This window comes from Pseudomonas fluorescens (assembly GCF_001623525.1).
Lineage (GTDB): Bacteria > Pseudomonadota > Gammaproteobacteria > Pseudomonadales > Pseudomonadaceae > Aquipseudomonas > Aquipseudomonas fluorescens_Q.
Window position 1 is genome coordinate 222,801 of the sequence record NZ_CP015225.1, and the last position, 14,150, is coordinate 236,950.

The following is a 14,150-nucleotide window of genomic DNA, read 5'->3' on the forward strand; positions in this document are numbered from 1 at the left end:
AATCAGTCGTGTTTACTTTACCGCCTTTACCCGCTGAAAGGCCCGGTTTTAAAGGCTTTCAGCCGAAAGTAAAGACGATAAAAAAAGCTGTAAAACCTGAATAAATCGTTCAAAAAAGCCTGAAATCAGTGTTTTTCAACCCTGCCGGGCTCGTTCAGGAAGCCTGCTTTCTCACTTTTTCGCCTTGTTGTCAGCCTTGCATTTTGCGATCTGGCCCAGTGCCTTTTGCTGCAGATCCGGGGTGGCCTTGTTGTCCATCAAGGCCTGGATGTCCGAGGCTGGATAGGACTTGATCGCATCGGCGCCACAGGCGCAATGAGCCTTGGCCGCGGCCGGGCCGATCTGGGGTGCTGCCGCCTCCGTGCATTGGGCCATGTATTTTTCGCGCTCGCCTTTGGGCCAGTCGGCATGGGCGGTCAGTGGAAGCAGCAGGGCGAGTGGGGCGACTACTGCAAACAATGTATTGAGACGCATGCGAAGATGCTCCTTTCGGGTCGATGTCTTGATATCTGAGGCGTTGCGCTCGGTTCAGTTCAGCACTCTGGCATAAAAACCGTGGATTTACGCCTGCTTCAATTCGAGCGCAGCGATGACCGTTCATCTGTGCTAGCATGCCGGGCTCGGGTATTTCCAGGCTGCGGATGACAACTCGTCCCGGCGGCAAATGTTCGAAATAACCCTGATTTGAATCCCAGTCACTCTGGTTCGGTTTTCCCGGTTGGCCGCAAGGCTCCTGCCGCTGTAAGGCAGGCGTTCGTCATTGAATGGCCTGGACTGGATCTTGTACTGGCTCATCCCAACCCACGTGACCTTTGGTAGGGGTCACCACTAGGAGAGGAGGCGCCATGCCAACTATTACTCTTCCCGACGGCAGTCAACGTTCATTCGATCACCCGGTTTCCGTAGCCGAGGTCGCCGCATCCATCGGCGCGGGCCTGGCCAAGGCCACCCTGGCCGGCAAGGTCAACGGCAAGCTGGTCGACGCCAGTGACGTCATCGACAGCGACGCCACGCTGCAAATCATCACGCCAAAGGATGAAGAGGGGCTGGAGATCATTCGCCACTCTTGCGCGCACCTGGTCGGCCACGCGGTCAAGCAGCTGTACCCGAGCGCGAAGATGGTCATCGGGCCGGTCATCGACGAAGGCTTCTATTACGACATCGCCTTCGAGCGTCCTTTCACGCCGGAAGACATGGCGGCCATCGAACAGCGCATGCAGCAGCTGATCGAGAAGGATTACGACGTCATCAAGAAAGTCACCCCGCGTGCCGAGGTCATCGAAGTCTTCAAGGCCCGTGGCGAGGACTACAAGTTGCGTCTGGTGGAAGACATGCCGGACGAGCAGGCCATGGGCCTGTACTACCACGAAGAATACGTCGACATGTGCCGTGGCCCGCATGTGCCGAACACGCGTTTCCTCAAATCCTTCAAGCTGACCAAGCTGTCCGGCGCCTACTGGCGTGGCGATGCGAAGAACGAGCAGTTGCAGCGCGTCTATGGCACTGCCTGGGCCGACAAGAAGCAACTGGCGGCCTACATCCAGCGTATCGAAGAAGCCGAGAAGCGCGACCATCGCAAGATCGGCAAGCGTCTGGGCCTGTTCCACACCCAGGAAGAATCCCCGGGCATGGTGTTCTGGCACCCGAACGGCTGGACCCTGTACCAGGTGCTCGAGCAATACATGCGCCAGGTCCAGCGTGAAAACGGCTACCTCGAGATCAAGACGCCGCAAGTGGTGGACCGCAGCCTGTGGGAGAAATCCGGGCACTGGGCCAACTACGCCGACAACATGTTCACCACCCAGTCGGAAAACCGCGACTACGCCATCAAGCCGATGAACTGCCCTTGCCACGTGCAGGTGTTCAACCAGGGCCTGAAAAGCTACCGCGAGTTGCCGATGCGCCTGGCCGAGTTCGGTGCCTGCCACCGTAACGAGCCTTCGGGTGCGCTGCACGGCATCATGCGCGTGCGTGCGTTCACCCAGGACGATGCGCACATTTTCTGCACTGAAGAGCAGATGCAGGCCGAATCCGCCGCCTTCATCAAGCTGACCATGGACGTCTACCGCGACTTCGGCTTCACCGAAGTCGAAATGAAACTGTCCACTCGTCCGGAAAAGCGCGTTGGCTCCGACGAACTGTGGGATCGCGCCGAAGCGGCCCTGGCGGCTGCCCTCGATAGCGCGGGCCTGGCGTACGACCTGCAGCCGGGTGAGGGGGCCTTCTACGGTCCGAAAATCGAATTCTCGCTGAAAGATTGCCTCGGTCGTGTGTGGCAGTGTGGTACCTTGCAGCTCGATTTCAACCTGCCGATCCGTCTGGGCGCCGAATATGTGTCCGAAGACAACAGCCGCAAGCACCCGGTCATGCTTCACCGCGCGATCCTCGGTTCCTTCGAGCGTTTCGTCGGGATCCTGATCGAGCACTACGAGGGTGCGTTCCCCGCGTGGCTGGCGCCGACCCAGGCAGTGATCATGAATATCACTGATAAACAGGCAGATTTTGCCGCCGAAGTCGAAAAAACTCTCAACCAAAGCGGATTTCGTGCCAAGTCCGACTTGAGAAATGAAAAGATCGGCTTTAAAATCCGCGAGCATACTTTGCTCAAGGTTCCCTTTCTCTTGGTTATTGGAGATCGGGAGGTCGAGATGCAGACTGTCGCTGTGCGTACTCGTGAAGGTGCTGACCTGGGCTCGATGCCCGTCGCCGAATTCGCTGAGTTCCTCGCGCAAGCGGTTTCCCGGCGTGGTCGCCCAGATTTGGAGTAATTATTATTAAGCGTGAAATGAGACAAGATAAACGAGCTGCACCGAAAGCCCCGATCAACGAGAATATCTCGGCACGCGAGGTTCGGTTAATTGGCGCTGACGGCGAGCAGATTGGCATCGTCTCGATTGATGAAGCGCTTCGTATTGCTGAAGAAGCCAAGCTTGATCTGGTAGAAATTTCCGCAGACGCAGTCCCACCGGTTTGCCGGGTGATGGACTACGGCAAGTCGATCTTCGAAAAGAAGAAGCAGATTGCCGCGGCGAAGAAAAACCAGAAGCAGATTCAGGTAAAAGAAATCAAGTTTCGTCCAGGGACGGAGGAAGGGGATTACCAGGTAAAACTGCGCAACCTGGTACGTTTCCTGAGTGACGGGGACAGGGCCAAGGTATCCTTGCGATTCCGCGGCCGTGAGATGGCCCACCAGGAGCTGGGGATGGAACTCCTCAAGCGGGTTGAACAAGACCTGCTCGAGTACGGTTCGGTCGAACAGCATCCTAAGATGGAAGGACGCCAGCTGATCATGGTCATCGCCCCGAAAAAGAAGAAGTAATCACCAGGGCACGGCAGGCCTTGCGATTATGTTTATCAACTGAATGCGGAGTATCCGAACATGCCAAAGATGAAAACCAAAAGTGGTGCTGCTAAGCGGTTTCTGAAAACTGCTAACGGTATCAAGCACAAGCACGCTTTCAAGAGCCACATCCTGACCAAAATGTCGACCAAGCGTAAGCGTCAACTGCGCGGTAGCAGCTTGCTGCATCCGTCTGACGTGGCAAAAGTCGAGCGCATGCTGCGCCTTCGTTAATTTTTGGATCAAGAATAGAGGAAGTAACTCATGGCTCGTGTAAAGCGTGGCGTCATTGCCCGTAAGCGTCACAAAAAAATTCTGAAACTTGCTAAAGGCTACTACGGCGCGCGTTCCCGCGTATTCCGTGTTGCCAAGCAAGCGGTAATCAAGGCAGGCCAATACGCCTACCGTGACCGTCGTCAGAAAAAACGTCAGTTCCGCGCTCTGTGGATCGCTCGTATCAACGCTGGTGCTCGTGTTAACGGTCTGTCCTACAGCCGTTTCATTGCCGGCCTGAAAAAAGCGTCCATCGAGATCGACCGTAAGGTTCTGGCTGATCTGGCAGTGAACGAAAAAGCGGCGTTTGCTGCGATTGTCGAGAAAGCTAAAGCCACCTTGGCTTAAGTACCCCCGACAGTCACCAGGGCTCACCTCTGTGGGCTCGGGTGTTAAACGTCATAAATAGGGGAAGAGCCTTAAAGCTCTTCCCCTATTTTGTATCTGGAGTCTGTACATGGAAAACCTGGATGCGCTGGTCGCTCAAGCACTAGAGGCTGTGCAAAGCGCTGAAGATATCAATGCCCTGGAGCAAATCCGGGTTCTGTACCTTGGCAAGAAGGGCGAGTTGACCCAGGTGATGAAGACCCTGGGGAACCTGCCGGCCGAAGAGCGTCCGCAGGTCGGGGCGCTGATCAACGTTGCCAAGGAACGTGTCACAGAGGTCCTTAACGCGCGTAAGGCGTTGTTCGAGGAGGCGGATCTGGCTGCCAAGCTCGCCGCCGAGTCCATCGACGTGACCCTGCCTGGCCGTGGCCAGACTTCCGGCGGCCTGCATCCGGTGACCCGCACGCTGGAACGCATCGAGCAGTTCTTCACCCACATCGGCTACGGCATTGCCGAAGGCCCTGAGGTCGAAGACGACTACCACAACTTTGAAGCGCTCAACATCCCAGGCCATCACCCGGCCCGGTCGATGCATGACACTTTCTATTTCAATGCGAACATGTTGTTGCGCACCCATACCTCGCCGGTACAGGTCCGCACCATGGAATCGCAGCAGCCGCCGATCCGCATCGTCTGCCCAGGCCGTGTGTACCGCAGCGACTCCGATATCACCCACTCGCCGATGTTCCACCAGGTCGAAGGCCTGCTGGTTGATCGCGATATCAATTTCGCCGACCTCAAAGGCACGATCGAAGAGTTCCTGCGGGTGTTCTTCGAAAAAGAACTGGCCGTGCGTTTCCGCCCTTCGTACTTCCCGTTCACCGAGCCATCGGCTGAAGTCGACATGGAATGCGTGATGTGCAGCGGTAAAGGCTGCCGTGTCTGCAAGCAGACTGGCTGGCTGGAAGTCATGGGCTGCGGCATGGTTCACCCGAACGTGCTGCGTATGTCCGGTATCGATCCGGAAGAATTCTCGGGTTTTGCCTTCGGCATGGGCGCCGAGCGCCTGGCCATGCTGCGTTACGGTGTGAATGACTTGCGCCTGTTCTTCGACAACGACTTGCGATTCCTTGCGCAATTTCGCTAGGCCGCAGTCCGTAACGAATCTATTGGGAGAGCAGGATGAAATTCAGTGAACAATGGCTGCGCGGCTGGGTAAGCCCGCAGGTAAGTCGGGACGAGCTGGTTGCTCGCCTGTCGATGGCCGGCCTCGAGGTCGATAGCGTCACGCCGGCTGCCGGTGATTTCAGCGGTGTGGTAGTGGGCGAGGTGCTGGGCACCGAGCAGCACCCGGACGCTGACAAATTGCGGGTTTGCCAGGTCAGCAATGGCGCGGAAACCTTCCAGGTGGTCTGCGGCGCGCCCAACGTGCGCCCGGGCCTGAAGATCCCGTTCGCCATGATCGGTGCCGAGCTGCCAGGCGACTTCAAGATCAAGAAAGCCAAGCTGCGTGGCGTTGAGTCCAACGGCATGCTGTGCTCCCAGGCCGAACTGAAGATCGGCGAAGGCAACGATGGCCTGATGGAACTGCCGGCTGATGCGCCGGTGGGCCAGGACATCCGTGAGTACCTGGGGCTGGACGATGCGAGCATTGAGGTCGACCTGACGCCGAACCGTGGCGACTGCCTGTCCCTGGCCGGTCTGGCCCGCGAAGTCGGCGCGCTGTATGCCGTCCCCGTGACGCGTCCTGTGGTCGCGGCCGTGCCGGCGGTGCATGATGAGGTGCGCGCGGTTGAAGTCCTCGCGCCGGCGGCGTGCCCACGTTACCTGGGCCGCGTGATCCGTAACGTCGACCTGTCGAAGCCGACGCCGCTTTGGATGGTCGAGCGCCTGCGCCGTGCCGACGTGCGCAGCATCGACGCCGCCGTTGACATCACCAACTACGTGATGCTGGAGCTGGGTCAACCGCTGCACGCGTTCGATCTCGCCGAAATCAACGGCGGTATTCGCGTGCGCATGGCCGAAGAGGGCGAGAAGCTGGTCCTGCTCGACGGCCAGGAAGTGACCTTGCGCAGCGATACACTGGTGATTGCCGACCATTCCCGCGCCTTGGCGATTGCCGGCGTAATGGGTGGCGAGCACAGCGGTGTTTCCACCACGACCCGTGACGTATTCCTTGAAAGCGCGTTCTTCGACCAGATCGCAGTGGCTGGCAAGGCGCGCTCCTATGGGCTGCACACCGATGCTTCGCACCGTTACGAGCGTGGCGTGGACTGGCAACTGGCCCGTGAAGCCATGGAGCGCGCCACTGGCTTGCTGCTGGACATCACCGGTGGCGAAGCCGGCCCGATCATCGAGACCGTCAGCGAACAGCACCTGCCGAAGATCGCTCCGATCACCCTGCGTGCCCAACGCATCACCCAGATGCTGGGCATGGAAATGGACGCTGCCGAAGTCGAGCGCCTGCTCAGTGCCCTTGGCCTGGGTATCAGTGCGGATGGGGCAGGGCAGTGGCGCGTCGAAGTGCCAAGCCATCGCTTCGATATCAGCCTGGAAGTCGACCTGATCGAAGAACTGGCCCGCCTGTATGGCTACAACCGCCTGCCGGTTCGCTACCCGCAAGCGCGCCTGGCCCCACAGGCCAAGGCTGAAGCCCGCAGCGACCTGCCGGAACTGCGCCGCCTGCTGGTGGCCCGTGGTTATCAGGAAGCGATCACCTACAGCTTCATCGATCCGCGTCAGTTCGAGCTGTTCAATCCGGGTGTCGAGCCGCTGTTGCTGGCCAACCCGATCTCCAACGACATGGCCGCCATGCGCTCGTCGCTGTGGCCTGGTTTGGTCAAATCGCTGCAGCACAACCTGAACCGTCAACAGGATCGCGTGCGTCTGTTCGAAAGCGGCCTGCGCTTTGTCGGGCAACTGGACGGCTTGAAGCAAGAGTCGATGCTGGCCGGTGTGGTCTGCGGCAGTCGCTTGCCGGAAGGCTGGGCGCAAGGTCGCGATGGCGTCGATTTCTTCGACGTCAAGGCTGACGTGGAAGCGGTGCTCGGCTTCGCCGGTGCGCTCGACGCGTTCACTTTCGTGCCAGGCAAGCATCCAGCGCTGCATCCTGGACAGACCGCACGCATCGAGCGAGACGGGCGCGAAGTCGGCTATGTCGGTGCCATTCACCCTGAACTGTCGAAAACCCTGGGCCTTGATCGTCCGGTCTTCGTTTTCGAGCTGGTTCTGGCTGAAGTCGCCCAGGGGAAAATGCCTAAATTCCAGGAGTTATCGCGCTTTCCTGAAGTGCGTCGTGACCTGGCGTTGCTGGCCGATCGCGACGTTGCATCCAGCGCCGTGCTGGAGGTAATCCGTGAAAATGCAGGCGAATGGCTGACGGACCTCAGGCTATTTGACGTGTATCAGGGTAAAGGTATTGATCCGCATAGAAAAAGCCTTGCAGTTGGCTTGACCTGGCAGCATCCATCGCGCACTCTTAATGACGATGAGGTGAATACCGCAACGCAGAATATCCTCACCTCGCTCGAAAACAGGTTGAACGCCACGTTAAGGAAGTGACGTATGGGGGCTCTGACGAAAGCTGAGATGGCGGAACGTCTGTATGAGGAGCTGGGCCTGAATAAACGGGAGGCCAAAGAATTGGTCGAACTGTTTTTCGAAGAAATCAGGCACGCTCTGGAAGACAACGAGCAGGTCAAGTTGTCCGGTTTCGGCAATTTCGACCTTCGGGACAAACGCCAGCGGCCTGGCCGCAATCCGAAAACGGGAGAAGAAATCCCGATCACGGCTCGCCGTGTGGTCACCTTTCGTCCAGGGCAGAAGTTGAAGGCCCGAGTTGAGGCTTATGCTGGAACCAAGTCATAACGACGAACTACCCGTCATCCCGGGCAAACGCTACTTCACCATTGGTGAAGTCAGCGAGCTGTGTGCGGTAAAACCGCACGTGCTGCGCTATTGGGAGCAGGAGTTTCCTCAACTCAACCCGGTCAAGCGCCGCGGAAACCGCCGGTATTATCAGCGTCAAGACGTGCTGATGATCCGGCAGATCCGCGCGCTGCTGTACGATCAGGGGTTCACCATCGGCGGCGCACGCCTGCGCCTCTCCGGTGATGAGGCCAAGGACGATACAACCCAGTACAAACAGATGATCCGCCAGATGATCGCCGAGCTTGAAGATGTGCTGGTGGTGCTCAAGAAATAAATTTCTGCTTTTAAATACTTCCAGTTTTCAAAAGCTTGCGATATATTCCTGAGCGTTCCGTTGAGAAGCGGAACAAGATTCACGCCTAGTCGGGGCGTAGCGCAGTCCGGTAGCGCACTAGCATGGGGTGCTAGGGGTCGAGTGTTCGAATCACTCCGTCCCGACCATATTTTTCAATGACTTAGCCCAATCTGAAAAGGTTGGGCTTTTTCATGCCTAAAAAATACCCCCGCATTGCCTGGCTGGCAGGGCTGAAAATCCAGAGCCGTTTCTAACGTTCCTGCTTCATCCTCCAGATTCTGTCATGGACGAAAACGGCCCCAGTGCTCATCCAACAATACGTCCGGTTATCGTGGCTCACCTTGAAGCACTGTTGCGAGAATCGGTCATGGCCGACAAGGCCACGGAGGTCGCTGCTGTGCGTGTTTCTACACCTAACTTCACATACACATGTTCCAGATGTTTGTTCACGGTGCGTGGGCTCAGATCAAGAATGGTGCCGATGTCGCGGTTGGTCTTGCCGCAGGCCACCCAGCGCAGAACCTCGACTTCTCGACCGGTGAGCTGAAAGCGTGCCGACAGCACTCTGTGCGCCGGCTCGTCGTCCAGGCTCGGCGCGGCTGGTTGTGACGCCGCTCGGGCCGAGAGCAGGATGCGCGAGGTGCGCAGGTGCGCGGCGACCCGGGCCAGCACTTCGTCGGTCTGGATCGGCTTGGTCACGTAGTCGCTGCCACCCACTTCAAAGCCCTGGACCACATGCCTGCTTTCCGTCAGCGCGGTCATGAACAGCACCGGAATATCGGCGTTGGCCGGTTGCTCCTTGATCCGCCGGCAGGTCTCGAAGCCGTCCAGGCCCGGCATCATCGCATCCAGCAGGATCAGGTCTGGACGCCGGCGTTCGATGCGGTTCAGGGCGCTGAGCCCGTCGAGGGCCACCAGCACCATGTAGCCGGCATCGTTGAGGGCGTCGGAGAGCATGGCGAGGTTGTCCGGGGTGTCGTCCACAATCAACACGACACCGGGTTCAGCGACTGTGGTCAGTGCATTCATCTTCTGCCTCCTTGAGGGCGCGGTTGATTTCGTCCAGGCGAAAATTTTTCAGCAGCTTGCGTAGCGAACTGATGAAAGGGGCGGTGGCTGGTGTCTCGGCCTGGATGGCGTCGAGTTTTTCGTGCAGACCGCGTACGTAGCCGATGGCGCTGAGTTCGCCGAGGGCGATGAGGTCAGGCTGTGAGGGCAATATCCCCGGTTCGGGGAATGTCGCAGGGGCTGGTTTTTCGCGGCGCAGCCAGTGCAGGTCGAGCTGTTTCTGGATCCGCTCGAGCAGCTCCGGGGTGTGTACCGGCTTGGCAAGGTAGTCGTTGCAGACACTGGCCAGGCTGCGCTCGCGCTCGTCGTTAAAGGCATTGGCCGATATCACGATGATCGGTGCCGTGGACAACGCATTGCGGCGGATCAGCCGGCTGGTTTCCCAGCCATCCATCGTCGGCATCGACAGGTCCATGAGAATCAGGTCCGGCCCCAGCAGGGCGACCTGGCGAATCGCTTCCTGGCCGTTGCTGGCCTGGACCACTTCAAAGCCCAGGGGCGTAAGCATGCCGCTGAGGACCTTGCGATGGTCCACATGGTCGTCCACTACCAGCACCAGACGCCGCGGCCCCTGGTAGCCGATGATGTCGTGTTCGACATGGATCACCGCTTGCGGCACCCGTACTTGCGAGAGAAACAGGCGCACCTGGAAACAGGTGCCCTTGTCCTGCTGACTCTTGACCTGCAACTCGCCGCCCATCAGCGAGGTGAGCATGCGGGTAATGGTCAGGCCCAGGCCAACGCCCTTGTCCTGGCGCATCAGATCACCGCGCTCGAAAGGCTGGAAGATTCGCTCGATGTGCTCGGGGTCGATGCCGATACCTGTGTCGATGATGTCGAAGGTTGCCGTCTCGCGCATATAACTGACCCGCAGGCAGACTTCGCCGCTGTCGGTGAAGTTGACCGCATTGCCCAACAGGTTGATGAGGATCTGCCGGACGCGCTTTTCGTCGCCTCGCACCACCGCCGGCATCTTGCCGATCAGCTCCAGGCGAAAGCGCAACCCTTTGTCCCGTGCTTGTGGGGTGAACATCAGCTCCAGATCGTGGATCAGTTCCGGAAAGGGGATTTCCGTCGGCTCCAGGCGCAATTTGCCAGCCTCGATCTTGGCCACATCGAGCAGGCCGTCGATCAGCGACAGCAGGTGCGAGCCGCTGCGCAGGATGGTCGCCAGGGCATCCTGATGCTGCTCCGGCATGGCCGCGTCGCGCTGCAGGATCTGGGTAAAACCGAGGATGCTGTTCAACGGCGTACGCAGTTCGTGGGACAGTCCGGTGACGTAGCGACTCTTGGCCGCGTTGGCCGCCTCGGATGCCTCCTTGGCATCTTGCAGGGCCTGGTCGGTCAAGCGGTGGGCTTCGATTTCCTGCATCAGCAGCAGGGTCTGGCGGTCCGATTCTTCCTGGGCCACGCGGCGGCTTTCCCGCGTCAGAACGACCCACCAGGCGAGGATGGCCGCCAGTACCGAGAGCGTCAGGAAGGCCTGGAAAAATGCCTGGTACAGCGTCGCCTGGGCTTGCGGCGAGTGGGGCAGTCCCTGGGAGGCCTGGCCATAGATCAGCGCCAGAGCGCCGCTGAGCATCAGGATCAGCGCGAGCAGCAGGCCCAGGTAATGCACTAGCCGGGTGTGCAGGCGTGGCACCGTTGCATTGGGCAGCAACCAATGCAACAGCGCTTCGAACTGCGCCGACAGACGCCCGTGAGGTTTGCAGCGATCGCCGCAACGCGCGTCCAGCGAACAGCAAAGTGAGCAGATGGGCGTGCTGTAGGCCGGACAGAAAGCCATGTCGGCGGTTTCGAACGGGTTGCTGCACAGGCCGCAGGTGATCAGCGTGCTCGGTGCCACCGGTTGCAGCAGTAGCGGATCGCGGGTGCGGGCGATGTAATAGCGGCTGCGTGTGGCCCAGGCCAGCAGCGGGGTCATGACCAGCGAGGTGCCGAGGGCGACGAAGGGCGGGGCGGCCTGGGCCAGCGCACCAAATAGACCGAAGTGGGCGAGGACCGACAGCAGCGAGGCAATCAGCATGGAGCCGACGCCCACCGGGTTGATGTCGTAGAGGTGAGCGCGCTTGAACTCGATGTATTTCGGTGACAACCCCAAGGGTTTGTTGATCACCAGGTCGGCGACCACCGAGCCGATCCAGGCGATGGCGATGTTGGCGTAGAGACCGAGCACCTGGTCGATGACGTCGAATACCCCCAGCTCCATCAGCATCAGGGCAATCGCCACATTGAACACCAGCCAAACTACGCGGCCGGGGTGACTGTGGGTGACCCGGGCGAAAAAGTTCGACCAGGCCAGGGAGCCGGCGTAGGCGTTGGTCAGGTTGATCTTCATCTGCGAGACGAAGACGAACAGCACCATGGCCGCCAGGGCCCATTCCGGCGAGGCGAACACATAACCGAAGGCCACCAGGTACATCTGGGTCGGCTCTGTAGCGCGCTCGATGGGGATCTCGTGTTGCAGGGCGAGAAATGCCAGGAAGGCGCCAGCGAACATTTTCAGGGCGCCGGGCAGGATCCAGCCGGGGCCGGCGCAGAGCAGGGCGGCCCACCAGCGCTTGCGGTTGGCCGCGGTTTTTTCCGGCAGGAAGCGCAGGTAGTCGACCTGTTCGCCGATCTGCGTCACCAGGGACAGGGCCACGGTACAGGCCGCGCAAAACGCCAGCAAATTGAAGTCGCCGCTGGCATCACGGCCCTGGAAACTGGTCCAGTCGCTGAAGGCCTCGGGGTTTTTCAGCAGCACAAACAGATAGGGCAGCACCAGCAGCACCAGCCACAACGGCTGGGTCCAGAGTTGCAGGCGGCTGATCAGGGTCACCCCATAGGCCACCAGGGGGATCACCAGCACAGAGCAGATCACATAGGCAAAGGCCAATGGGATATGGAAGTACAGCTCCAAGGCCAGGGCCATGATCGCTGCTTCCAGGGCGAAGAACAGAAAGGTGAAGCTGGCGTAGATCAGTGAGGTGATGGTCGAGCCGATGTAGCCGAAGCCGGCACCGCGGGTCAACAGGTCCATATCGACGCCGTAGCGGGCGGCGTAGTAGCTGACGGGCAGGCCGGTGAGGAAGATGATCAGGCTCACGGCGAGGATCGCCCAGAAGGTGTTGGTGAAGCCGTAGCTCAGGGCCAGCACCCCGCCAATCGCCTCCAGGGCCAGGAACGACACCGCGCCCAGGGCGGTGTTGGCGATGCGCAGTTCCGACCACCTGCGAAAGGACTTTGGTGTGTAACGCAGGGCGTAGTCTTCCATGGTTTCGTCGGCGACCCAGCTGTTGTAGTCGCGACGGATCTTGGCGATGCGCTGGGTGCCAGGTGGAAGCACGACGAAAGACTCCTGGGGTCAAGGCGCTCCGTGCCTGGCGGGTGTGCCCGTGGCGGATAGCCGAGCAATTTTCATGCCCTGCACCGCGCCGTCTTGCCGCGCCAACTGTTGCCTGCGCGCGCGTCCGCGCAGTGCCGTTCAGGCGGGGCCTGGAGCGATAGCCTGCGCCGCCTTGGTGCATTTTTCCCTACGTCAAATGACGTATGCGCTTACGTCAGGCTGCGTATACCCGTCGCCGATCCGCGCCGCCATGCTGATGCCACCACCGTTGCCGGCCGCCCCAAGGCGAGCTGTCAGCGTCACCGCAGAGGAGTAGCAGCATGGAACCACGATTGATCCGGACCAAAGGCCTGTTGCCGCGCCGCCTGGCGCTGGGGGCGGCGGCCCTGTCGCTATTGGCTGCCAGTGTGTTCAGCCAGGGTGTATGGGCCGACGAGGCCAATAGCACCGGCCTGGCGGTGACCGCCACTGAAGTCACGGTCGGCCAGTTGCACTCGGCCACCGGCACCATGGCGATTTCCGAGACCGGTTCGATCCAGGCCGAACGCCTGGCCATCGAGCAGATCAACGCTTCAGGCGGCATCCTCGGTCGGCAGATCAAGGTGATCCAAGAAGACGGCGCCTCCGACTGGCCGACCTTCGCCGAGAAGGCCAAGAAGCTTCTGGTCAACGACAAGGTGGCCACGGTGTTCGGCTGCTGGACCTCGGCGTCGCGCAAGGCTGTGCTGCCGATCTTCGAGAAAGAAAACGGCCTGCTCTACTACCCGACTTTCTACGAGGGGCTGGAGCAGTCGAAGAACGTGATCTACACGGGCCAGGAAGCCACCCAGCAAATCCTCGCCAGCCTCGACTGGATCGCCAAGACCAAAGGCGCCAAAACCTTCTACCTGGTGGGATCGGACTATATCTGGCCGCGCACCTCGATGAAGATTGCCCGCAAGCACATTGAAAACGTGCTGCACGGCACCGTGGTCGGCGAAGACTATTACCCGCTCGGCAACACCCAGTTCGGTTCGCTGATCAACAAAGTCAAGTTGAAGAAGCCCGACGTGGTGTTCGCGGCAGTGGTGGGTGGCTCCAACGTGGCCTTCTACAAGCAACTCAATGCGGCGGGTGTCAATTCGGCCAAGCAGACCTTGCTCACGCTCTCGGTCACCGAAGATGAGTTGCTGGGCATCGGCGGCGAGAACATGGCCGGTTTCTATGCCTCGATGAAGTACTTCCAGAGCCTGGACAACCCCAACAACAAAGCCTTCGTCGACGCTTTCAAGGCCAAGTACGGCAAGGATTCGGTGATCGGCGACGTGACCCAGGCCGCGTACCTGGGCCCATGGTTGTGGAAGGCCGCGGTGGAAAAAGCCGGCAGCTTCGATGTCGATAAAGTGGTTGCAGCCTCGCCGGGCATCGAGTTGAAAACCGCGCCTGAAGGCTACGTCAAAGTGCATGAAAACCATCACCTGTGGAGCAAGACCCGCATCGGTGAAGTGCAGCCCGATGGCCAGTTCAAAGTGGTGTACGAGTCCGATCTGATCGAGCCGAATCCGTTCCCTAAAGGCTATCAGTAAGGTCTGGGCCATCGCGGCAAGCCG

Annotated in this window: 12 protein-coding genes and 1 tRNA gene; 10 read left to right on the plus strand and 3 right to left on the minus strand. The window is 59.8% G+C overall.

Annotation, left to right across the window (positions count from 1 at the left end; all coding sequences use genetic code 11):
• Window positions 1-171 precede the first annotated feature (171 nt).
• Window positions 172-474, minus strand: a complete 303-nt coding sequence (locus TK06_RS00895; protein WP_063320397.1) for a hypothetical protein — start codon at window positions 472-474, stop codon at window positions 172-174.
• A 371-nt stretch (window positions 475-845) separates the two neighbouring features.
• On the opposite strand from TK06_RS00895, the gene thrS reads away from it, so the two are divergent.
• The 9 genes from thrS to TK06_RS00940 all read left to right on the plus strand — a co-directional run bounded on the left by thrS (window position 846) and on the right by TK06_RS00940 (window position 8,311).
• Entirely contained in the window at window positions 846-2,768 is a 1,923-nt protein-coding gene (gene thrS / locus TK06_RS00900) for a threonine--tRNA ligase (protein WP_003203626.1), read from the plus strand.
• Window positions 2,768-3,319, plus strand: a complete 552-nt coding sequence (infC, locus tag TK06_RS00905; protein ID WP_169432615.1) for a translation initiation factor IF-3 — start codon at window positions 2,768-2,770, stop codon at window positions 3,317-3,319. Before thrS ends, infC begins: the two co-directional genes overlap by 1 nt.
• Window positions 3,320-3,379: 60 nt before the next feature.
• Window positions 3,380-3,574 (plus strand): 50S ribosomal protein L35, encoded by a 195-nt coding sequence (gene rpmI, locus TK06_RS00910; RefSeq protein WP_002553160.1) that lies wholly within the window; start codon window positions 3,380-3,382, stop codon window positions 3,572-3,574.
• A gap of 30 nt (window positions 3,575-3,604) precedes the next feature.
• Window positions 3,605-3,961 carry a 50S ribosomal protein L20 gene (rplT, locus tag TK06_RS00915; protein WP_002553161.1) on the plus strand — a complete coding sequence of 119 codons (357 nt, stop codon included), beginning with the start codon at window positions 3,605-3,607 and terminating at the stop codon, window positions 3,959-3,961.
• Window positions 3,962-4,070: 109 nt separating this feature from the next.
• On the plus strand, window positions 4,071-5,087 hold the full coding sequence (pheS, locus tag TK06_RS00920; RefSeq protein ID WP_063320398.1) for a phenylalanine--tRNA ligase subunit alpha: 1,017 nt from the start codon (window positions 4,071-4,073) through the stop codon (window positions 5,085-5,087).
• Between the two features lie 35 nt (window positions 5,088-5,122).
• Window positions 5,123-7,501, plus strand: a complete 2,379-nt coding sequence (gene pheT, locus TK06_RS00925; protein ID WP_063320399.1) for a phenylalanine--tRNA ligase subunit beta — start codon at window positions 5,123-5,125, stop codon at window positions 7,499-7,501.
• Window positions 7,502-7,504: 3 nt separating this feature from the next.
• Window positions 7,505-7,807 carry an integration host factor subunit alpha gene (gene ihfA / locus TK06_RS00930; RefSeq protein WP_002553164.1) on the plus strand — a complete coding sequence of 101 codons (303 nt, stop codon included), beginning with the start codon at window positions 7,505-7,507 and terminating at the stop codon, window positions 7,805-7,807.
• The gene (locus TK06_RS00935) at window positions 7,788-8,144 is read left to right on the plus strand and encodes a MerR family transcriptional regulator (protein WP_003179985.1); all 357 of its coding nucleotides are present in this window, start codon (window positions 7,788-7,790) and stop codon (window positions 8,142-8,144) included. Before ihfA ends, TK06_RS00935 begins: the two co-directional genes overlap by 20 nt.
• Before the next feature lie 90 nt (window positions 8,145-8,234).
• Window positions 8,235-8,311: transfer RNA gene (locus tag TK06_RS00940), tRNA-Pro, on the plus strand.
• 190 nt (window positions 8,312-8,501) lie between these two features.
• Here TK06_RS00940 and TK06_RS00945 read toward each other — a convergent pair.
• Window positions 8,502-9,194 carry a response regulator gene (locus TK06_RS00945; protein ID WP_053162973.1) on the minus strand — a complete coding sequence of 231 codons (693 nt, stop codon included), beginning with the start codon at window positions 9,192-9,194 and terminating at the stop codon, window positions 8,502-8,504.
• On the minus strand, window positions 9,169-12,561 hold the full coding sequence (locus TK06_RS00950; RefSeq protein ID WP_063320400.1) for an ATP-binding protein: 3,393 nt from the start codon (window positions 12,559-12,561) through the stop codon (window positions 9,169-9,171). Before TK06_RS00950 ends, TK06_RS00945 begins: the two co-directional genes overlap by 26 nt.
• A 320-nt stretch (window positions 12,562-12,881) precedes the next feature.
• Between TK06_RS00950 and urtA the strand changes: the two genes are divergently transcribed.
• Window positions 12,882-14,126: an urea ABC transporter substrate-binding protein gene (gene urtA / locus TK06_RS00955; RefSeq protein WP_058542510.1), complete on the plus strand. Its 1,245-nt coding sequence runs from the start codon at window positions 12,882-12,884 to the stop codon at window positions 14,124-14,126.
• Window positions 14,127-14,150: the final 24 nt, after the last annotated feature.